This window comes from Paenirhodobacter sp., assembly GCF_047600745.1.
Classification (GTDB): domain Bacteria; phylum Pseudomonadota; class Alphaproteobacteria; order Rhodobacterales; family Rhodobacteraceae; genus Rhodobacter.
Window position 1 is genome coordinate 134,074 of the sequence record NZ_JASGKI010000002.1, and the last position, 19,202, is coordinate 153,275.

Annotated in this window: 19 protein-coding genes, 1 pseudogene and 1 riboswitch; of the genes and pseudogenes, 10 read left to right on the forward strand and 10 right to left on the reverse strand. The window is 67.6% G+C overall.

Going from position 1 to position 19,202, the window contains the following annotated elements:
- Positions 1-11 precede the first annotated feature (11 nt).
- The 5 genes from QM789_RS05110 to QM789_RS05130 all read right to left on the reverse strand — a co-directional run bounded on the left by QM789_RS05110 (position 12) and on the right by QM789_RS05130 (position 3,657).
- Entirely contained in the window at positions 12-710 is a 699-nt protein-coding gene (locus QM789_RS05110) for an ABC transporter ATP-binding protein (protein ID WP_420350888.1), read from the reverse strand.
- Positions 710-1,468, reverse strand: coding sequence for an ABC transporter ATP-binding protein (locus QM789_RS05115; protein ID WP_420350889.1), 759 nt, complete (start codon positions 1,466-1,468; stop codon positions 710-712). The genes QM789_RS05110 and QM789_RS05115 overlap by 1 nt, the downstream gene beginning before the upstream one ends.
- Positions 1,465-2,409: a branched-chain amino acid ABC transporter permease gene (locus QM789_RS05120; protein ID WP_420350890.1), complete on the reverse strand. Its 945-nt coding sequence runs from the start codon at positions 2,407-2,409 to the stop codon at positions 1,465-1,467. Before QM789_RS05120 ends, QM789_RS05115 begins: the two co-directional genes overlap by 4 nt.
- Positions 2,406-3,329 (reverse strand): branched-chain amino acid ABC transporter permease, encoded by a 924-nt coding sequence (locus QM789_RS05125; protein ID WP_420350891.1) that lies wholly within the window; start codon positions 3,327-3,329, stop codon positions 2,406-2,408. Before QM789_RS05125 ends, QM789_RS05120 begins: the two co-directional genes overlap by 4 nt.
- A 172-nt stretch (positions 3,330-3,501) precedes the next feature.
- Positions 3,502-3,657 carry a hypothetical protein gene (locus QM789_RS05130; protein WP_420350892.1) on the reverse strand — a complete coding sequence of 52 codons (156 nt, stop codon included), beginning with the start codon at positions 3,655-3,657 and terminating at the stop codon, positions 3,502-3,504.
- A gap of 186 nt (positions 3,658-3,843) precedes the next feature.
- On the opposite strand from QM789_RS05130, the gene QM789_RS05135 reads away from it, so the two are divergent.
- The 5 genes from QM789_RS05135 to QM789_RS05155 all read left to right on the forward strand — a co-directional run bounded on the left by QM789_RS05135 (position 3,844) and on the right by QM789_RS05155 (position 8,430).
- Positions 3,844-4,677, forward strand: a complete 834-nt coding sequence (locus QM789_RS05135) for a MurR/RpiR family transcriptional regulator (protein WP_420350893.1) — start codon at positions 3,844-3,846, stop codon at positions 4,675-4,677.
- 172 nt (positions 4,678-4,849) lie between these two features.
- Positions 4,850-5,878, forward strand: a complete 1,029-nt coding sequence (locus QM789_RS05140; protein ID WP_420350894.1) for a TRAP transporter substrate-binding protein — start codon at positions 4,850-4,852, stop codon at positions 5,876-5,878.
- A gap of 7 nt (positions 5,879-5,885) precedes the next feature.
- The gene (locus QM789_RS05145) at positions 5,886-6,479 is read left to right on the forward strand and encodes a TRAP transporter small permease subunit (protein ID WP_420350895.1); all 594 of its coding nucleotides are present in this window, start codon (positions 5,886-5,888) and stop codon (positions 6,477-6,479) included.
- A complete protein-coding gene (locus QM789_RS05150) occupies positions 6,476-7,780 on the forward strand; it encodes a TRAP transporter large permease (RefSeq protein ID WP_420350896.1) in 1,305 nt (434 codons plus the stop codon). Before QM789_RS05145 ends, QM789_RS05150 begins: the two co-directional genes overlap by 4 nt.
- Positions 7,780-8,430 (forward strand): aspartate/glutamate racemase family protein, encoded by a 651-nt coding sequence (locus QM789_RS05155; RefSeq protein ID WP_420350897.1) that lies wholly within the window; start codon positions 7,780-7,782, stop codon positions 8,428-8,430. The genes QM789_RS05150 and QM789_RS05155 overlap by 1 nt, the downstream gene beginning before the upstream one ends.
- A 10-nt stretch (positions 8,431-8,440) precedes the next feature.
- Here the strand turns inward: QM789_RS05155 and QM789_RS05160 are convergent, their stop codons facing one another.
- Positions 8,441-9,712 carry a VPLPA-CTERM sorting domain-containing protein gene (locus QM789_RS05160; protein ID WP_420350898.1) on the reverse strand — a complete coding sequence of 424 codons (1,272 nt, stop codon included), beginning with the start codon at positions 9,710-9,712 and terminating at the stop codon, positions 8,441-8,443.
- A 137-nt stretch (positions 9,713-9,849) separates the two neighbouring features.
- Positions 9,850-10,044: riboswitch (cobalamin riboswitch) on the forward strand.
- A 97-nt stretch (positions 10,045-10,141) separates the two neighbouring features.
- Between QM789_RS05160 and QM789_RS05165 the strand changes: the two are divergent.
- The 5 genes and pseudogenes from QM789_RS05165 (at position 10,142) to QM789_RS05185 (ending at position 14,096) form a co-directional block, all read left to right on the forward strand.
- Positions 10,142-11,153 (forward strand): annotated as a pseudogene (locus QM789_RS05165) (ABC transporter substrate-binding protein).
- Entirely contained in the window at positions 11,150-12,175 is a 1,026-nt protein-coding gene (locus QM789_RS05170) for a FecCD family ABC transporter permease (RefSeq protein ID WP_420350899.1), read from the forward strand. The pseudogene QM789_RS05165 and the gene QM789_RS05170 overlap by 4 nt, the downstream one beginning before the upstream one ends.
- Complete coding sequence (locus QM789_RS05175) at positions 12,172-12,930, forward strand: ABC transporter ATP-binding protein (RefSeq protein WP_420350900.1); 759 nt, start codon at positions 12,172-12,174, stop codon at positions 12,928-12,930. The genes QM789_RS05170 and QM789_RS05175 overlap by 4 nt, the downstream gene beginning before the upstream one ends.
- A 12-nt stretch (positions 12,931-12,942) precedes the next feature.
- Entirely contained in the window at positions 12,943-13,368 is a 426-nt protein-coding gene (locus QM789_RS05180; protein WP_420350901.1) for a pseudoazurin, read from the forward strand.
- Complete coding sequence (locus QM789_RS05185; protein ID WP_420350902.1) at positions 13,365-14,096, forward strand: class I SAM-dependent methyltransferase; 732 nt, start codon at positions 13,365-13,367, stop codon at positions 14,094-14,096. Before QM789_RS05180 ends, QM789_RS05185 begins: the two co-directional genes overlap by 4 nt.
- Positions 14,097-14,100: 4 nt before the next feature.
- Here QM789_RS05185 and phnX read toward each other — a convergent pair whose 3' ends face one another.
- From phnX to QM789_RS05205, 4 genes are read right to left on the reverse strand one after another with little or no spacing between them, the layout of a single operon-like run.
- Positions 14,101-14,925 (reverse strand): phosphonoacetaldehyde hydrolase, encoded by an 825-nt coding sequence (gene phnX, locus QM789_RS05190; RefSeq protein WP_420350903.1) that lies wholly within the window; start codon positions 14,923-14,925, stop codon positions 14,101-14,103.
- Positions 14,922-16,061, reverse strand: coding sequence for a TIGR03364 family FAD-dependent oxidoreductase (locus tag QM789_RS05195; protein ID WP_420350904.1), 1,140 nt, complete (start codon positions 16,059-16,061; stop codon positions 14,922-14,924). The genes phnX and QM789_RS05195 overlap by 4 nt, the downstream gene beginning before the upstream one ends.
- A gap of 18 nt (positions 16,062-16,079) precedes the next feature.
- Entirely contained in the window at positions 16,080-18,080 is a 2,001-nt protein-coding gene (locus tag QM789_RS05200) for a putative 2-aminoethylphosphonate ABC transporter permease subunit (protein WP_420350905.1), read from the reverse strand.
- A complete protein-coding gene (locus QM789_RS05205) occupies positions 18,073-19,176 on the reverse strand; it encodes a putative 2-aminoethylphosphonate ABC transporter ATP-binding protein (RefSeq protein ID WP_420350906.1) in 1,104 nt (367 codons plus the stop codon). Before QM789_RS05205 ends, QM789_RS05200 begins: the two co-directional genes overlap by 8 nt.
- Between the last annotated feature and the right edge of the window lie 26 nt (positions 19,177-19,202).

Consider the following 19,202-nt stretch of genomic DNA (forward strand, 5'->3'; position numbering starts at 1 on the left):
TTTCTCCTCCCTCAGACCTTCAGGAAACGGTCCTTGACCTCCGGGCTGCTTTTCAGGTCCGCGCTGGTGCCGGTCCAGACGACCCGGCCCTTTTCCACGACATAGTGACGGTCGGCGAAGCGGGTCAGCGCGTCCACGTTCTTGTCGATGACCAGGATCGCCTCACCCTCGGCCTTCAGCCGGGCGAGGCAGTCCCAGATCTGATCCCGGATCAGCGGCGCAAGCCCCTCCGTCGCCTCGTCCAGCACCATCAGATCGGGGTTCGTCATCAGCGCCCGGCCGATCGCCAGCATCTGCTGCTCGCCGCCCGAAAGCTGGTTGCCCATGTTTGCCGCGCGCTCCTTCAGCCGGGGGAACAGGTCGTGGATCCGCGCCAGCGTCCATTTCCCCTGCCGCGCCCCCGGATGCGCGGTGGCAAGAAGGTTTTCCGTCACCGTCAGGTTCGGAAAGATCATCCGCCCCTCCGGCACCAGACCCAGCCCCATCCGCGCGATCCGGTGCGGCGGCTGGCCCGCCACGTCCCGGCCATGGACCGCGACGCGCCCGCCCGTGGGCTTCACCAGCCCGAAGATCGCGTGGACCGTCGTGGTCTTGCCCATGCCGTTGCGGCCCAGCAGCGTCACCACCTCGCCCCGCGCGATGGAAAGCGACATGCCGAACAGCACCTTGCTCTCGCCATAGGCGGCCTGGAGGTCTTCGACCAGCAGCATCACCCGGCCCCCTCTTCTTCGCCCAGATAGGCCGCGCGGACCCTGGGATGGCTCCGGATGCTGTCGACCGTGCCGCCTGCGATGATCTGCCCGTAGACGAGGACCGACACCCAATCCGCCAGCTGGAACACCGCGCTCATGTCATGCTCGATCAGCATCATCGTCACCCGCGATTTCAGCCGCCCCATCAGCGCGACGAGGATCTCTGCCTCCTCCGGCCCGGTCCCGGCCAGCGGTTCGTCGAGCAGCAGCAGCCGGGGATTGGTCGCCAGCGCGATGGCAATTTCAAGCTGCCGCTTCTCGCCATGCGAGAGCGCACGGCCCGGCCGCGCGGCCTGCGGCTCCAGCCCGACCTCGGCCAGACAAGCCATCGCCGCCTCGTTCAGCGCGCCTTCCCGCGCGGCGGGGCGCCAGAACCGGAAGGACGACCCCGACCGCGCCTGAACCGCGATGGCGACGTTTTCCAGCACCGTCAGTTCCGGCAGGATCCGCGTCACCTGAAACGACCGCGCCAGCCCGCGCCGCACCCGGCCCGCCATGTCCAGATGGGTGATCGTTTCGCCGTCATAGACGATCCGCCCGCCATCGGGCTGCAACTGCCCCGAAAGCTGCGAAATCAGCGTGGTCTTGCCCGCGCCGTTCGGGCCGATGATCGCATGGATCTGCCCGGGATGGACGGTCAGCGACACATCATCCGTCACGGTCAGCGCGCCATAGGATTTCCGCAGGGCGTGGACTTCGAGCAGCGGCTGGCTCATCTGCCCTCCCCCCTGCCGGTGACATGGGCGACCAGCCGGGTCAGGCCGCCCGGCGCGAACAGCACCACCGCCAGCAGCAGCACCCCGAAATACAGTTTCCAATGGTCGGAGAACCGCGCCATCAGTTCTTCGAGCCCGATGGTGACCAGCGCCCCGGCCACGGCACCGGCCAGATTGCCCACCCCGCCCAGCACGACCATGATGATGAATTCGCCCGAGCGTTGCCAACTGGACAGCGCGGGCGAGACATATTGCAACTGGTTGGCGATCAGCACCCCGGCCAGCGCACAAAGCACCGCCGAAATCACATAGGCCACCATCTGATAGGGCAGGATCCGGAAGCCCACCGCCTCCATCCGCAGGCTGTCCTCGCGCGTGCCGATCAGCACCCGGCCGAAGCGCGAGTGCGTGAGCCGGCTGAGAAAGCCGAAGGCCAGCACCAGCAGAGCCAGCACCAGATAGAACAGCGCGGTTTCGCTGCGCAGCAGATCCCGCCCGAACAGGGTCGAGCGCGGCAGGCTCATCCCGTCATCACCGCCGAAGGCCGACAGCGACACGAAGAAGAAGAACGCCATCTGCCCGAAGGCGAGCGAGATCATGATGAAATAGACCCCGCGCGTGCGCAGCGCGATCGCCCCCGTCACCAGCGCGAACAGAGCGGCGGCCCCCGCGGCGGCGGCGAAATGCGCAAACAGATCGCCGATCCCCCAGCCTTGCAGCACCAGTGCCGCATAGGCGCCGATCCCGAAGAACGCGGCATGGCCAAAGGACACCAGCGCGCCATAGCCCAGGATCAGGTCGAGCGACAGCGCCGCGATGGCATAGATCATCATCCGGGTGACGACCGTGATGTAGAACCCCTGCCCGGCCAGCGTCAGCAGCGGCGGCACCACCGCCAGCACCGCGAACAGGCCCAGCATGAGCGGAACGCGGGCGGTCATTTCGCAAGGCTCCGTCCGAAAAGGCCGCTCGGGCGCCAGAACAGGATGGCGATCATCAGCAGGTAAACCAGCATCGGCGCCAGCGTCCGGCCCAGCTGATTGGCGATCTCGGGCGCGAGGGCCATCTTGAGCAGCATCGGCCCGAAGATCCGCCCCACCGTGTCGATGATCCCCACCAGCAGCGCCGCGATGAAGGCGCCGCGCACCGAGCCGACGCCGCCGATCACGATCACCACGAAGGCAAGGATCAGGATCGAATCCCCCATCCCCGGATCGACCGACAGGATCGGCGAGACGATGGCCCCCGCGAACCCCGCGAGCATCGCGCCGAAGGCAAAGACCACCGTGAACAGCCGGGAAATATCGACCCCGAGCGCCGAGACCATGGCCCGGTTCGACGCCCCCGCCCGCAGCAGCATCCCGAGCCGGGTGCGCCCGATCACATACCAAAGCCCGAGCGCCAGCCCGAGGCCGGCCAGGATGATCGCCAGCCGATAGACCGGGAAGCGCATCGGCCCGGCGAGCGGGATCGAGCCCGAGAGACCCTCGGGCATGGCGACGTTCAGGGGCGCCGCGCCCCAGATCATCTTCACCAGTTCCGAAAGGATCAGCACCAGCGCAAAGGTCGCCAGCACCTGATCCAGATGCGGCCGCTGATACAGCCTGCGAAAGACCCCGAGTTCCAGCACCAGCCCGACCGCCAGCATCACAGGCAGCGTCATCAGCAACCCGAGCCAGAAGCTCCCCGTGAGCGCGGCGAAGGTCGCCATCAGATAGGCGCCGATCATGTAAAGCGCGCCATGCGCGAGGTTGATGAAATCCATGATCCCGAAGATCAGCGTCAATCCTGCCGCCACCAGAAACAGCAAGATCCCGAACTGCACGCCGTTCAGCACCTGAAGCAGAAGCAGCGTGTTCATGCACACCCCCCGCGCAGGCCGGACTGGCGCGCCGGATCGCTGCAAACCCTGGTTGACATCGCGTCCCCTCTGCTGTCGCTCCGGCGGCTCCCGCAGTTGTTTTATCTGCGACGCAAACGGGTTCAACCCGAATACCGCCCGCCCGCACCGTTTTCCACAGCACGGTGAATTTTCAGCCGGAATCCGGGCATCTCGGCGCCCGATCCTGCCCCGGCGGGCAGCCCGCGTTCCGGCGCTGCGGCCTCTCCCGGCTCGTGGCCATCCGGTCCTGTGCGCCGAAGGCCACCACGAAGACGGTTTTCGGCACCGGGCGGAACACCACGGTCAACCGCCGATCCCGGTCGCCGTGCCGGACCAGCCATCCGTCCACGGGCGCGGGCCTCGGCGGCGAAGCTGATGCCCTGCTTGCGGAGGCCCAAGGTGGTCTGCTGGATCACCATAACACCCCTGCCCCTTTCCCTGCCCGCCATCGGGATGCTAGCATGAAAAACGAATTTCCTCGGGCGGGTGTCGGATGGCCACAGGCGGATCATTTCTGGCGCGGGTGCGGGCCGCGGTGCCGGTGCTGCGGCCGGCGGAGCGCAGGCTGGGGGAACTGGTCACCGATTTCCCGGGCGAACTGGCCAGCTACAGCGCCTCGGAACTCGCGGCGCTGGCCGGGGTGTCGAATGCGACGGTCACGCGCTTTGTCCGCCGCCTTGGCTATCAGTCCTACGAGGAAGCCCGCCGCCATGCGCGGGAGGAGCGCACGACCGGCTCCCGCTTCTATATCGCGGCGGCGGCTCCGGCTGCGGAGGCGGTGTCGAGCTATACCGAGCGCGACAGCCGCAATCTGGAGCTCAGCCTCGGCGGCATCGAAACCGAGGAGATCGACCGGCTCGCCGCGCGGCTGCTTTCGGCGCGCAAGGTCTGGGTGATCGGCTTTCGCGCCTCGACGGCCTTTGCCGTCTACCTGCAATGGCAACTCACGCAGGTGATGGAAAATATCGTGGCGATCCCCGGCGCCGGGCAGACGATGGGCGAACATCTGGTCAGCCTGCGGCCGGAGGATGTGGTGATCTTCTTCGCCATGCGCCGCCGCATCGCCCGGACCGAAGCGCTGCTGGAACAGATCCGGGCGGCAGGCGCGGCGCTGGTCTATGTGACGGACGAGGGGATCGCGCCGCTGGACACGGCGCAATGGCATTTCCGCTGTGAAACCGCCTCGCCGGGGCCGCTGTTCAGCCATGTCGCGGTGATGGGCCTGTGCAACCTGATCGCGAACCGGACCATCGTACAGGCCGACCGCGACGGGCGCGAGCGGCTGCGCGGAATCGAGCGACTCAACGACGCGCTCGACGAGCTTTGACAAACTGCCCGCCGATTAATCCCGAGCCCCGGATTACCGCCCGCTTTCGGGGAAATGCGTGAAAACCGGTTTTCCGGCCCGGTTTGGAATGCTGTCGAATCGTGAAAATGTGTTTTCCTGATCCGCAGGAAATACCCACGCCATGAAAATATGATCGACAGGAAGGGATACCATGCTTCGCACACTGCTCGTCACCGCCTGCTCATTTCTTGCCACCGCCGCCGCGGCGGAGACCGTCACCCTGCGCGTCCTCGGCCAGCCCTCGGGCTCCGGCCTGATCGCGCAGCAGAAGGAACAGCCGTTCTTTGAAACCCTCGCCGAACGCACCGGGCTCGACATCAAGGTCGAATACCTGCCGGTCGATGTGGCGGGGATTCCGGATACCGACGGGCTGCGGATCCTGAAATCCGGCCTGTTCGACATCGTGTCGATCCGGGGGCCGCAGGTCAGCCGGGACGAACCCGCCGTGCTGGGGCTCGACCTGATCGGGATGAACACCAGCTATGAGGCCGGCAAGAAACATGTCGCCGCCTTCCTGCCCTATGTCGATCAGCGGCTGCAAAAGCAGTTCAACGCGAAGCTGTTCGGGATGTGGCCCGCCGGACCGCAGGTGATCTTCTGCAAGCCCGAGGTGGGCAGTCTCGCCGATCTGCATGACCTGAAGATCCGCGTGGGCGATCAGTCGGCGGCGAATTTCGTGGCCAAGCTGGGCGCGACCGGGATTTCGATGCCCTTCGGCGAGGTGCAGCAGTCTTTGGCGCGCGGCGTGGTGGATTGCGCGATCACCGGCCCGTCCTCGGCCAATACCGGCGGCTGGCCGGAGGCGACGACGACGGTCCTGCCCGTCGCGCTGCAACTGGCGATGAACGGCTATGCGATGAACACGAAAAGCCTGCAAAAGCTCTCGCCCGAGGATCAGGCGAAGCTCGAAGCGGCGATCGGCGAGCTGACCGCAGAGATCTGGACCTTCTCCGAAGAGCTTTACGAAGACGCGATGCGCTGCAACACCGGCGAGCAGCCCTGCGAACGCGGCACGCTTTACAAGCTCAAGGCCCCGCCGGTCTCCGAGGCCGATCTGAAGCTGGTCGCCGATGCGGTGGGCGAGGTGTCGCTGCCGATCTGGGCCAAGCAGTGCAACGCCGTCGCCCCGGATTGCGAAGCCGCCTGGCGGGCGAGCGTCGGCGCCGATCTCGGTCTGTGAGGCGCCGATGGAGCGCTATGCGAAGATCCTCGGGATCATTTTCGGGGTCATGATGATCTCCCTGTCTCTGGCGGTCACCGCCGAGACATTGCTGCGCAAGTTCCTGTCCTTCTCGCTCGGCGGGATCGACGAACTGGCGGGCTATGCCATCGCCATCGCGGCGCCGCTGACATTCGCCGTCGCGCTGATCGACCGCGCACATATCCGCATCAACCAGCTCACGCAGTTCTTCCCGCGCAAGGTTCAGGCGGTGCTGGACGTGGCTTCGGTGGTGTCGATGATGCTGCTTGCGGTGTTCTTCTTCTGGTTCACCGTGCAGACCGTGCTGGAGACGCAGGAATACCGCTCCATCGCACAGACCCCCTGGGCCACGCCGCTGATCTGGCCGCAGTCGATCTGGCTGGTCGCCTCGGTCACCTTCCCGGTGGCGGGGATCATCCTGTCGATCCGGGCGGTGCGGCTGCTGCTCACGCGCGACTGGCGGTCGATCCACCGCGAATTCGGCACCGTTTCGCCGGAAGAGGAACTCCACGCCGAACTCGAAGACCTCAAGCGCCGCGAGGCGGAAATCCATCCCGAATTCAAGGAGGCACGTCCATGAGCATCGCCATCGTCGGCATCGGCTTCGGCGCGATGCTTGTCCTGATGTTCCTCAGCCTGCCGATCGCGGTGACGATCATCGCGGTGGGCGCCTTCGGCGGCTATATGCTTTACGGCGGGCCGCTCGTTGACATGATGGGCGGGGTGATCTGGTCCAGCCTGAACAGCCCCGCCATGCTGGCGATTCCGCTGTTCATGCTGCTCGGCGAACTGCTGCTGCGCGGCGGGATCGCGGACCGGATGTATGACGCGATGGCAGTGTGGCTGGCGCGGCTGCCCGGCGGGTTGCTGCATTCCAACATCGCCACCTGCACGTTGTTCTCGGCCACCTCTGGGTCGTCGGTCGCGACGGCGGCGACGGTGGGCACCATCGCGCTGCCCGCGCTCCAGCAATACAAATACCCGATGGCCCCGGCGCTCGGCTCGCTCGCGGCGGGCGGCACGCTGGGCATCCTGATCCCGCCTTCGGTCAACCTGCTGGTCTACGGCTCCATCGCCAACACCTCGGTCGGGCAGCTGTTTGCGGGCGGCGTGGTGCCGGGGCTGCTGCTGGCACTGTCCTTCTCCGCCTATATCGCCATCTTCCACGGCAAGGCGGGGGCGGAGGCAACGGGCCTCGTCAACATGCCGCTGCGCGAGAAGCTGGCGCTCGGCAAATACCTGATCCCGCCGCTGATCATCTTCGGCGTGGTGATGGGGTCGATCTACGGCGGCCTTGCGACACCGACCGAAGCGGCGGCGATCGGCGTGGTGCTGGCGATGATCTTCGTCGCGCTGAACGGGCGGCTGACGCTGGACCTGCTGGTGCAATGCTCGCTCCAGGCGGCAAAGACCTCTGGCATGGTGATGATCGTGCTGGTGGTGTCGCTGCTGCTCAACGTCACGATCTCGATGACCGGCGCGGCGCAGACGATGACCACCTGGATCGGCGGCTTCGGCTTCGACCGGCTGACGCTTCTGGTGGTGCTGCTGGTGTTCTATGTGCTGCTCGGCACCTTCATGGATGCGATGTCGATGCTGGTGCTGACCGTGCCGATCGTGATGCCGATCATCCAGCACGCGGGGATTGATCCGGTGTGGTTCGGGATCTTCATCGTCATCATGTGCGAAATCGCCCTGATCACGCCGCCGGTGGGGATGAACCTGTTCGTCGTCCATGGCGTGCGCACCGATGGCGGCAGCTATTCGGACGTCACCCGGGGGTCGTGGCCCTATGTCGGTGTGATGATGCTGTTCACCGTCGCGCTGATGATCTGGCCGCAGATCGTGATGTGGCTGCCCGACATGCTGGCGGGGCGCTGATGCGCGTGCTGGTCGTCAATCCGAACGGCAACCCGGTGGTGAACGCGCTGCTGCGCGACGCCGCGTGCCGGGTGCTGCCCGCCGGGGTACAGGCGCTGGTCCTGAACCCGGCGGGCAGTCCGCTGTCGATCGAAACACCTGCGGATCGGGCGGTGGCGGAGCCGCTGGCGCTCGATCTGCTGCTGGGCCATCCGGGGTTCGACGCCTATGTCATGGCCTGTTTCGACGACATTGCGCTGGCCCCCGCGCGGCGGCGGATCGCGGCCCCGGTGGTGGGCGCGGTCGAGGCTTCGGTCGCGCTGGCGCGGCTGATCTCGGACCGGTTCGCCGTGGTGACGACGGTGGAAACCGCCGTGCCGGGGATCCGCCGTGTCCTTTCGGACCTTGGGGCGGAACGGCAATGCACGATCCGCGCGGCGGGGATCGGTGTTGCGGCGGCGGCGGACGGCTCCGCCGCCGATGCCCGCCTCGACGCCGCCATCGACGCCGCCCGGAGGGACGGCGCCGGGGCAATCATCCTCGGGTCGGCGGGCCTTGCCGGGCGCGCGGCCGAGATGGAGGACCGGCACGGCCTGCCGGTGATCGACGCGATGGAGGCGGCGATCCGCCTCGCCTTCGCCGCAGGCATGCGCGCGGCGGTGACCACCTGATCCCGCGCGATCAGCGGCGGCGGATCAGGCCCAGCCCACCGAAGGCCGCCGCCAGCAACAGCCCCGAGGCCGGCACCGGCACCGGCGCCACATCGGCCAGCGCCGCCACATCGCCCCAGCCATAGACCGCATCGGTAAAGACGAAACTGTCCCAGTTGCTCAGGGTCAGGCTGAAGTCGTTATCCGTGTTCCGAAACGACACCGACATCACATCGCCGAACAGCGAGACCCGGAAGATGTCCGCGAAAGTGAGCTGAAAGAACTGAACCGTGTCGAAGCCCGCCCCGCCGTCCAGGATCCCGCCCGCGATACCGGTGGTGATGGCGCTGCCGAGATAAAGCAGGTCGTCCCCCGCGCCCATGACCGCATCGCCCAGAAGCCGCGACCCGTTGTAAAGCCGCAATGCGTCATCGCCCCGGCCCAGATCGACCGCGATGCCCTCGCGCCCCTCGATCGTACCGTAATTGTCGATGATCTGCGCCGCCGCATTCGCCGGATCGGTCAGCACCCCGATCGTGCCCGAAATCAGCCCGGCGTTCATGATCTCCGACGCGGTGGTGCTTTCGTCATAGTCGATGGCGGCATCGTCGTCCGACCGGATCACCGCGCCGTGGTAATTGCGGATGATGCCGCTGTCGATGTCGATCCCGTCCTGCGGATCGGCTTCGTCTCCGCCACGGCGGACACTCTCGATCACGCCGTAGTTGAAGATCGACGCATTTTCGCCGACCTGAAGCGCATCGTCAGAGGCGCGGATCGTGCCGCTGTTCAGAATCCATGCGTTATCGCCCGATTCAAACCCCTCGTCGGTTTCGGAAACGATCAGGCCCTCGTTGGACAGCGCGGCATTGCGGCCCCCTGCGTTGCGGATCGCCTTGTCCTGCGCGCGGATCACGCCGGTATTGGACACGGAAAGGTCGTTCTTCTCCTCCGCGTCAATCGCCTTGTTGGTGGCGGTGATCGTGCCGGTGTTGATCACCGTCAGCCCGTGGCCGCCGTCGATCCCGTCGGATCCGGCGGGATCCGTCCCGGCGATGGTGCCGTGGTTGGTCACGCGGTTGCCTTCGCCGCGCAGGCGGATCGCATCGCCCGCGGCATTCGAGACCTCGCCATTGACCGTGACGTTCAGGCCGTTCACGGATTTCTTTGCCTCGAACCCGCCGGTGACGGGGCCGTTGCAGCTCACCTGCGCGCCGCTGACGGTGCAGGTCGCGGCCAGCGCCGTGCCGGACAGAAGCATCGGCGCAAGGCCCAGGACAGACAGAAAAACCAGATCGCGCATCGCAGGCTCCGTTGATGTGTTAACGGGCAGCTAACATCGGCCTGTGACAGCCGGGTGACGACCCGCCCCCCTGTTGCACAGATGTTCCGGTTCCGCCGGATCGGGCCCCGGCCCCCTTGCCAGAGGGGGCGGGTTGCAGGTAACGGTAGCCCGTCGGTTTCCAAACGGAATTAATAGGGAATCCATCTCCACCTTCGGGTGGATAACCGGAACTGCCCCCGCAACTGTAGGCGGCAGCCGAACCCGAGAATGCCACTGGGCCATGGCCCGGGAAGGCCGGGGGAGGCCGCGACCCGCCAGTCAGGAGACCTGCCGACGCAGTCAGTTCAACCCGGGCGGGTCGGCCCGGGCGTGACGTGGTTCCCCGGCTGTCCCATGGCCGGGCTCCGTCCGCCTTCCGCCCGTCCAGATGCTTCGGAAGGAAACATCATGCTGAAATTCACCACCGCGCTCGTGGGCACGCTCGTCCTTGCGCCGATGGCGTTCGCGGGCACGCAATACCCGCTGACCCTGACGAGCTGCGGCCATCAGGTCACCTTCGACAAGGCGCCCGAAAGCGTGGTCAGCGTCGGGCAGAGCACGACCGAGATCCTGTATCTGCTGGGGCTGGCCGACAAGGTGTCGGGCACGGCGCTGTGGATCAACCCGGTCCTGCCCGAGTTCGCCGAGGTGGATGCGAAGGTCGAGCGGCTGGCCGACAACGCGCCGAGCTTCGAGAAGCGTGGTGGCGAAGAAGCCCGCCCTGGTCGTCACCGCCTATGAATGGATGATCGGGCCGCAGGGCGCCGTCGGCACCCGCGAGATGTTCGACGATTCAAAGATCCCGAGCTGGGTGATGCCGACCGAATGTATCGGCAAGAACAACGCGGACAGCATGGACGGCGCCCGCACGCAGATGTTCGACACCGCGACACTGTATCAGAGCATCGAGGAACTGGCGACGATCTTCGACGTGCAGGAGCGCGGGGCCGAGGTCATCGCCGATCTGAAGGCGCGCGAGGCCGCCGCCATCGAAAAGGCAAAGGCGCTGAACCTGCCCGCGGACACCACGGGGGTGTTCTGGTATTCCTCCGCCGATCTGGAGATCGACCCCTATATCGCCGGGGCCTATGGCGCGCCGGGCTGGATGCTGTCGAAGCTGGGGATCCGCAACGTGACGGATTCGGCCGAGGAATGGCCGACCGTGGGCTGGGAAACCATCGCCCAGGCGAACCCGGCCTTCATCGTCACCGCCGAACTGAACCGCCGCCGCTTCCCGGCCGACGACATCGCGGTAAAGCGCGAATTCCTGAAGACGGACCCGGTGGTCAGCGAGCTGGACGCCGTGAAGGCCGACCGCATCGTGGCCATGCCGGCCCATGCGATGGATCCTTCGGTGCGTTCGATCTACGGACTTGAGCAACTGGCGGATGCTCTGGCGGGCTTCGGTCTGGGCAAATGACCGCGCGAGGTGTGGGCTGGCTCTGGCTGGCCCCCGTCGTGCTGCTGGCCGCGCTGTTCTTCGGCACGGCGGTGGGCGAGACGCGGATACCGCTCTCGACGGTGCTTGACGTGCTGTCGGTCAAGCTCGGCCTTGGCGCGCGCGACGTGTCCGCCGTCGAGGCCGGGGTGGTCTGGCACTACCGGCTGTCGCGCGCGGTGGTGGCGGGCTGCGGGGGCGCGAGCCTCGCGCTCTCGGGGCTGATCCTTCAGGCGCTGCTGCGCAACCCGCTGGCGGAACCCTATCTGCTGGGGATTTCAGCGGGGGCTTCGACGGGCGCGGTCGCGGTTTCGGTCGCGGGCCTCGGCGCGGGGGTGGTCAGCATGTCGGCAGGCGCCTTTGCCGGTGCGCTGACGGCCTTCGGCCTCGTCGCGCTGCTTGCGCGCGCGGCGGGGGGCGGCACGGGGATGCGCGGCGCGGGGGTGATCATCCTCGCGGGGATCGCCGGATCGCAGATGTTCAACGCCCTCACCGCGCTGATCATCGCGCGGTCGGCCAGCGCGGAACAGGCGCGGGGGATCATGTTCTGGCTTCTGGGGAACCTGTCGGGCGTGCGCTGGCCGGATACCTGGATCGCGCTGCCGATGGCGCTGATCGGGCTGGGCGTGGCGCTGTGGCATGCGCGGGTGCTGGACGCCTTCACCTTCGGCGCCGAAAGCGCGGCCTCGCTCGGCATCAGCCTGCGCCGGACGCAGGCGGTGCTGATCGGCACGGCGGCGTTGGTCACGGCGATCATGGTGTCGATCGCGGGGGCGATCGGCTTCGTCGGGCTGGTGGTGCCGCATGCGATGCGCTTCCTCGTGGGGGCGCGGCATGTGCGGCTGGTCCCGGCGACGGCGCTGGCGGGGGCGGTGTTCCTGATCGTGTCGGATGTGGTGTCGCGGATCGCGATCCCCGGGCAGGTGCTGCCGATCGGGGTGGTGACCGCGCTGGTGGGTGCGCCGGCCTTTGCGCTGATCATGATCCGGGGGAAGGCCAGATGAGCGCCGTTCTCGAAGCCGTCGGGGTTGGATTTCGGGAGATCGTCTCGGGCATCGACCTGCGGCTGGAGGAGGGCGAGACGCTCGGCCTGATCGGGCCGAACGGATCGGGGAAATCGACCCTGCTCGGGATGCTGGCCGGGCTGACCCGCCCGACCCGGGGCGAAGTGCGGCTGGAAGGCCAGCCGATGGCCCGGATGCCGCGGCGCGAGATCGCCCGCCGCCTTGCCCTCGTCGCCCAGTCCTCCGAAACGCAGGACCGGATCACCGTGCGCGATGCGGTGGAACTGGGGCGGACGCCCTGGCTCGGCCCGCTGGAACCCTGGGGCCCGGCGCAGGATGCCGCCGTTGATGCCGCGCTGGATGCGGTGGGGATGCGGGCGCTGGCGGATCGGGACTGGGCCACGCTGTCGGGCGGAGAGCGCCAGCGCGCCCATATCGCCCGCGCCCATGCGCAGGCGCCGCGGATCCTGCTGCTCGACGAGCCGACCAACCACCTCGACATCCACCACCAGATCGCGATCCTCGACCTGATCGCGCGGCTGCGCATCACCACGGTCATCGCGCTGCACGACATGCACCATGCGCTGCGCTGCGACCGGATCATGGTGCTGAACGCCGGGCGCTGCGTCGCGCTCGGCCCGCCGTCCGAGGTACTGACCCCTGCGCTGATCCGCGATGTCTTCGCCGTCGAGGCGATGCTGATTCCGCATCCGGGCGGCGGACGCCCGGTCTTTGCCTTCCAATCCCTTGCCTGAAAGGACACCCCCATGCTGCTCCGTGCCGCCCTGTTCGCCTGTCTCCTGCCCTGCGCCGCGCTGGCCGAGGTGCATGAGGTGAAGATGCTCAACCGCAACGACACCGGCCCGATGCCGTTCGAGCCCGACTATCTGGTGATCAAGCCGGGCGACACGGTGAAGTTCCTCGCCACCGATCCCGGCCACAATGCCGCCACCATCGCCGGGATGATCCCCGAGGGCGGCAAGAAATTCATCGGCAAGATCAATCAGGAAATCGAGGTCACGCTGGACGCCGAAGGGATCTGGGGCGTCAAATGCTCGCCGCATTACACGATGGGGATGGTGATGCTGATCCAGGTCGGCGACAAGCCCGCGACGGCGGCCGACCTGCCCGACGACCTGCCCCCCGCCGCGCGCCAGCGGATGGAGGAGATCCTTGCCCGGCGGGCGCCGTGAACCGCTGCCTGAAGGACGACATCCGCGATTACTGGGAGATCCGGGCACAGACCTATGACCAGAGCATCGGCCACGGCGCCATGTCCGCGCCCGAGGCCGATGCCTGGCTGGAGGCGATCTGGGACCATCTGGGCACGGGGCGCGCGGCGCTGGACCTCGGCTGCGGGACCGGGGTGATGAGCGCGCTGCTGCACCGGGCGGGGTTCCGGGTGACGGGCCTCGACTTCGCCGAACCGATGCTGGCGCGCGCGAAAACGGCGGGGATCGCCTGCCGCATCGCCGATGCCGAAAACACCATGGAGCCGGACCGGAGCCAGGACGCGATCCTGGCGCGCAACCTGCTCTGGACCCTGCCGGACCCGGCGGCGGCGCTGCGCGACTGGTTCCGCGTGCTGCGCCCCGGCGGGCGGCTGATGATCATCGACGGCGATTTCGCGCGCGAAAGCTGGATCGAGCGGCTGCTCGGCCCGGTGCCGGACGGCCACAGCCTGCTGACCCCGGCGCAATGGGCGGCGCACCGCCGGATCATGGCGCGGCTGCCCTTTGGCGCGGGGCTGCGCGACCGGGATGTGGTCGCGCTGCTGCGGGCCGCCGGGTTCACCGCGATCCGCCGCGCGGGCATCGGGCCGGTGCTGCGCGCGCGCCACCCGAACCGGCTGTCGCGCGCCGCGCTTGTCGCCCATAGCCAGCACCGCTTCATCGTTTCGGCGGCGCGGCCCTCCGCCTGACGGGTCAGGGCATGTGCCGCGGGACGGGGGTTTCTCCCGCCGCCAGCCGCGCCTCGATCTGCGACAGGACGGCGGGCAGGTCGGCCACCGTGTCGATGACGTAATCCGCCCCGCGCGCCCGCAGCACCGCCGCCGCCCGGTCGCGCAGCGGGGCGAGTTCCGCGGGCAACATCGCCGCCACCGCCTCGGGCGTCAGGCCGACCTCGTTGCCCGAAAGCGTGACGCCCACCGTCCAGCACCCGGCCTCGCGGCCCTCGTCGATGCCGACGGCGGTGTCATCGACCTTCACCACCGAAGCGGCGGGCCAGACGCCAAGGTCGAGAAAGCATTTATACATGTTCATCGGCGTCGGCCGCCCGGCGGGCAGGTCGCCCGCGCAGACCAGATTGTCGGGCGCGTAGCCCTGTGCCGCCGCCAGGGGCAGCACCCGGTCCATGATCGAGCGGGTATAGCCCGTGGTCGAGCCGATCTTCAGCCCGCGCGCGCGCAGCCCCGCGACCATCTCCGCCGCGCCGGGGACGAGGGTGCAGAAATCGCCCACCACCTCTTCGTTCATAGGCACGAAGACGTCATAAATCGCGCGGATGTCGGATTCGCCGGGGGCATGGCCATGCGCGGTGGCCCAAGCGGCATGGATGCGCGGCTGTGCCAGCATCGCCGCGATATGGTCCCATTTCGGGCGGCCCATCGGTTCGCGGGCCTCGGCGATCGACACGTCGATGCCGAAGCGCGCGAAGGCTTCGACGAACACGCCCATCGGCGCGAAGGAGCCGTAGTCGATCATCGTGCCGGCCCAGTCGAAGACGACGGCCTTGAGGGGGAGGGTCATGCGAAGGTTCCTTCGGCTGCGGGGGAGTGGAGATCGGCCAGCACCTGTTCGCCAAGCGCGAAGGCGGTGGAGGCGCCGGTACCGCCGGTGACGCAGATCAGCCGCACATTGGGGGCCGGACGGTCGAGGAAGATCACCCCCGCGCCCGAGGCATAGGTGCCGGTCCAGCGGTTCGACACCTGCCGCCCGGGCATGTCGAACAGTTCGTCGAAACAGTCGAGGATCAGCGCATCCACCCGATCCTCGGCAAAGGGACAGGCGGCAGTGTCGTAGACGTGGCTGTCCCCGACGACAAGGCTGCCATCCGCCGATTGCACCGCGATGACATGGATCCCGGCGGCGCGGGCCTGCGCGTATTCGGCATTCAGCCGGGCTTCGAGGGCGCGGGCCTCCGGCAGGCCGGTAAAGCCTTCGTAGCGGCCATAGGACAGGTCGGACATCACCGCGGCGTTGAATGTCGTCGCCGTGCCGGGCACCACGCGCAGCATCTGCAACGTGCAGACCCGCAGCCCCTGCGGCGCGAAGCGTTCGGGGTAGAGCGTGGCGAAATCATCCCCGGGGCAGACGATCACGCCATCCGCCCGCATCGTGCCGCGGCTGGTTTCGACCGTGGTCCCCGAAATCCCCAGAACCGTGGTTGACCAGTGAAACTCCACCCCCTCGCGCCCGAGCCAGGCGGCAAGCTGCCCGACCGCCGTCATGGATTCCACCCGCAGCTCATGCGGCGAATAGAGCGCGGCGCGCATCCCCTCGATGCGGAGCGAGGGCACGATCTCCTGCGCGGCCTCGGGCGTGATGCGGCGGCACTCGGCCCCCATTTCGGTGCGCAGGAAGGCGTCCATCACCGCCTCCGCCTCTTCGCGATAGGCGGGCATGACCAGCCCGGCATGCAGCACCGGGATCCCGGCCTGCGGCGCGACCTCGGCCCAGATGTCGCGCGCGCGGCGCGCCCGCTCCCAATGCGCCCCGGCGCGCTGCCCGGTCACGGTGACGAAGCCGAAATTGCGGATCGAGGCGCCGACCGCGCGGGCGGAACGCTCCACCACCGCGACCTTCAGCCCCTGCCGATGCGCCGCCAGCGCCGCGCCAAGGCCGACGATCCCGGCCCCCACCACAATCAGATCATAGGATTTCATTCGAGGCTCCTTCGGAAATCAGCGCCGCCGCCAGGCCATCGCGCTGCGGTCCAGACGGCGGGAGAGCGCGCCATGCGCCAGCCGCGCCGCGACATTGGTGTAGAAGATCAGCATCCCCATCGCCGCCGCAGAGGCGATATCCCCCGCGTCATCCATGTTCAGCACGGCAATCGCGGCCAGCGCGGTATGGGTGGAATACAGGAACACCACCGCCGAAACCGTCGTCATCGCATTGACGAACATGTAGATCGCGATGTCGAGGATCGCGGGCATGCAGACCGGCACCGTCACCCCGAAGAACAACCGGTGGAACGGCTGGCGCAGGGAGGCGGCGACGGGCTCGAATTCGCGGTCGATCTGTTTCAGCGCGGTCAGCGCCGTCAGATGGCCGACGGTATAGAAATGCGTCACCGTCGAGAGCACGAGGATCACCATCGTGCCATAGATCGGGTTCAGCGGATTGGCGGCATCGTTGAAGAAGAAGATATAGGCGAGGCCCAGCACCAGCCCCGGCACCGCCATCGGCAGCATGGCGAGCAGGTGGAACAGCCCCCGGCCAAAGGCAAACCCTTCGGTCTTTTCCGACAGATAGGCGCCGAGGAAGATGACCCCCGTGCCGATCACCGCCGTCAGCGCGGCGAGCTCGACCGAATTCACCCAGGCCCGCCAGCCGCCGCCCTTCGCGCCGAAGTCGAAATTGCGCAGCGTCAGGCTCAGGTCATAGGGCCAGAACTTCACCAGCGCCGCGACCTGACACATGGCGATGATGCCAAGGATGAAGACCGCGATCAGCCCGCACCACGCCAGCGCCGCCCGGTCGCGCCGCGCGTCGGGCCGGGGCGCATAGGGCACGGAGCGCGCGCTCAGCACCGAGACCTGTTTCTTCTGCACCCAGCGATCCACCGCAAAGGCCAGAACCGCCGGGATCAGCAGCAGCACGGAGACCACCGCCCCCATCTCGAAATTCTGCTGGCCGATCACCTGCTTGTAGATATCGACGGCCAGCACCGAATATTGCCCGCCGATCACCTTGGGCAGGCCGAAATCGGTGATCACCAGCGTGAAGACCACGAAGCCCGCCGAAATCAGCCCATAACGCGCGCCGGGCAGCGTGACGGTGCGGAAGGTGCGCCACGGGCTTGCGCGCAGCGCGGCGGCGGCTTCGTAATGGCGCTGATCCGCCATCGACAGCGCCGTGGTCAGGATGATCAGCGCATGGGGGAATGTGAAGAAGACCGAGCCGATCACAATGCCGAGCGGGCCATAGATCGACTGCCCCATCAGCGCGCCCCTCAGCCAGCCCTGCTGCCCGAACAGGTAAACCAGCGCGATCCCCGGAAGCAGCGAGGGCACGAGGATCGGCATCGCCGCGATGGTGCGGAACATCCCCTTCCAGCGCATGCAGGTCCGGGTCAGCGCATAGGCGAAGCCGAAGGCCAGCCCCACCGTGATCGCCGTCGAGACCAGCGCCACCACCAGCGAATTGCGCACCGAAGCGAACAGAACCGGATTGGTGAAATAGGTCAGGTAGTTGTCCACCCCCCAGCCCATCGCGGGGCGCAGCATCACCCGGCGGAAGGTGTTGGAATCATAGTCCTGCCACTCCGCCGTGCTGATCCGGTCGAGCCCGACCAGCCAGACCGCCCCCGGAGCCGCGGCGCGGAGCCGGTAATGCTCCGGTCCGCGGAAGGAGAAATCGGGGAAGAGCTTCGTCGCCTCCAGCCGGCTTTCGCTGCTGGGGCGCAGGGCGGTGGGGTCGAGGCCCACGCGCCCAGCGATCACGGCGGCGGTTTCGACCGGGCCCCAGTTGCCCGCGCCATCGCCCACCTGCATCTCGAAGCGGGTCAGGTCAAAGCGCCATGTGCCGAAACTTTTCGCCAGCATGACCCCCAAAGGCAGCGCCAGCGCGATCACCAGATAAAGCCCGATGACGACCATCAGCAGGCGCTTCACAACGGCGTCGCGGTCCAGCACCATCCCCGGCGCCCGCCCGGGCGGCAGCACGAAAGCGTCAGGCATCCGCGCCTCCCTTCGGGAAGATCAGCACCCGGTCGGGCGGGATCTCGACCTGCAACGCCTTGCCCGGCGCGATCCCCGCCCGCCGTGCCGCGCCGACCGAGACATTCGCCACCAGCTCCGGCCCGATCCGATCCGTGGGCGCGAGCAGACAGCGCCACCATGTGCCGAGGAACTCCATCGCCGCGACCCGCACCGACAGCAGATTGTCCCCGCTCTCGCCCGGGGCGCGCAGAACGACGTCCTCCGGCCGGATCGCGACCTGCACCCGGCTGTCGCGGTGGAAACCGCGCGGGCCGGTGATCAGCGTGACAGGGCCCACCGTCACCCGCCCGTCGTTGTAGACCCCTGCCATCCGGTTGGTTTCGCCGATGAATTCGGCGACGAACAGGCTTGCCGGGGTGCGGTAGATCTCGGTCGGGGTGCCGATCTGTTCGATCACGCCGTTGTTCATCACCACGATCCGGTCGGCCATCGCCAGCGCCTCTTCCTGATCGTGGGTGACCATGATCGTCGTCACGCCGAGCTTGCGTTGCAGGGCCTTGATCTCGCCGCGCAGATGGACGCGGACCTTGGCATCCAGCGCCGACAGCGGTTCATCGAGCAGCAACAACCCCGGCCCGACCGCGATCGCACGCGCCAGTGCGATGCGCTGTTGCTGCCCGCCCGAAAGCTGCGCGGGGTATTTCTCCGCCTGACTGGTCAGCCCGACCAGCTCCAGAAGCTCCGACACCCGGGCCGAAATCTCCTGTTTCGAGCGCCCGGCGTTTTCCAGCCCGAAGGCGATGTTGCGCCGGATCGTCAGGTTCGGGAACAGCGCGTAGGACTGGAACACGATGCCGAAATCGCGCTGCGACGGCGGCAGGCGCGACACGTCCCGCCCACCCTGCCGGATCGTGCCCCGGCTTTGCGGATCAAGCCCGGCGATGGCGCGCAGCAGCGTGGTCTTGCCGCAGCCCGACGGCCCGAGGAAGCAGATGAACTCCCCCCGCGCGACCTTCAGGGCAATGTCGCGCAATGCAATGAACTCCCCGAAACTCTTCCACAGATCGGAAATATCCAGATAGGCCTCACACGGGGCCACGGTGTCGCTGGTCATCGGCTGTCCTGTGCGGAAGGGCCGGG

Bases quoted from the DNA above. Each gene is read 5' to 3' on its own strand.
- QM789_RS05140 (WP_420350894.1), top strand. From the start codon at position 4,850: ATGCTTCGCACACTGCTCGTCACCGCCTGCTCATTTCTTGCCACCGCC.
- QM789_RS05160 (WP_420350898.1), bottom strand. From the start codon at position 9,712: ATGCGCGATCTGGTTTTTCTGTCTGTCCTGGGCCTTGCGCCGATGCTT.
- QM789_RS05150 (WP_420350896.1), top strand. From the start codon at position 6,476: ATGAGCATCGCCATCGTCGGCATCGGCTTCGGCGCGATGCTTGTCCTG.
- QM789_RS05200 (WP_420350905.1), bottom strand. From the start codon at position 18,080: ATGCCTGACGCTTTCGTGCTGCCGCCCGGGCGGGCGCCGGGGATGGTG.
- QM789_RS05195 (WP_420350904.1), bottom strand. From the start codon at position 16,061: ATGAAATCCTATGATCTGATTGTGGTGGGGGCCGGGATCGTCGGCCTT.
- QM789_RS05170 (WP_420350899.1), top strand. From the start codon at position 11,150: ATGACCGCGCGAGGTGTGGGCTGGCTCTGGCTGGCCCCCGTCGTGCTG.
- QM789_RS05125 (WP_420350891.1), bottom strand. From the start codon at position 3,329: ATGAACACGCTGCTTCTGCTTCAGGTGCTGAACGGCGTGCAGTTCGGG.
- QM789_RS05115 (WP_420350889.1), bottom strand. From the start codon at position 1,468: ATGAGCCAGCCGCTGCTCGAAGTCCACGCCCTGCGGAAATCCTATGGC.
- QM789_RS05145 (WP_420350895.1), top strand. From the start codon at position 5,886: ATGGAGCGCTATGCGAAGATCCTCGGGATCATTTTCGGGGTCATGATG.
- QM789_RS05175 (WP_420350900.1), top strand. From the start codon at position 12,172: ATGAGCGCCGTTCTCGAAGCCGTCGGGGTTGGATTTCGGGAGATCGTC.
- QM789_RS05205 (WP_420350906.1), bottom strand. From the start codon at position 19,176: ATGACCAGCGACACCGTGGCCCCGTGTGAGGCCTATCTGGATATTTCC.
- phnX (WP_420350903.1), bottom strand. From the start codon at position 14,925: ATGACCCTCCCCCTCAAGGCCGTCGTCTTCGACTGGGCCGGCACGATG.
- QM789_RS05110 (WP_420350888.1), bottom strand. From the start codon at position 710: ATGCTGCTGGTCGAAGACCTCCAGGCCGCCTATGGCGAGAGCAAGGTG.
- QM789_RS05120 (WP_420350890.1), bottom strand. From the start codon at position 2,409: ATGACCGCCCGCGTTCCGCTCATGCTGGGCCTGTTCGCGGTGCTGGCG.
- QM789_RS05135 (WP_420350893.1), top strand. From the start codon at position 3,844: ATGGCCACAGGCGGATCATTTCTGGCGCGGGTGCGGGCCGCGGTGCCG.
- QM789_RS05155 (WP_420350897.1), top strand. From the start codon at position 7,780: ATGCGCGTGCTGGTCGTCAATCCGAACGGCAACCCGGTGGTGAACGCG.
- QM789_RS05180 (WP_420350901.1), top strand. From the start codon at position 12,943: ATGCTGCTCCGTGCCGCCCTGTTCGCCTGTCTCCTGCCCTGCGCCGCG.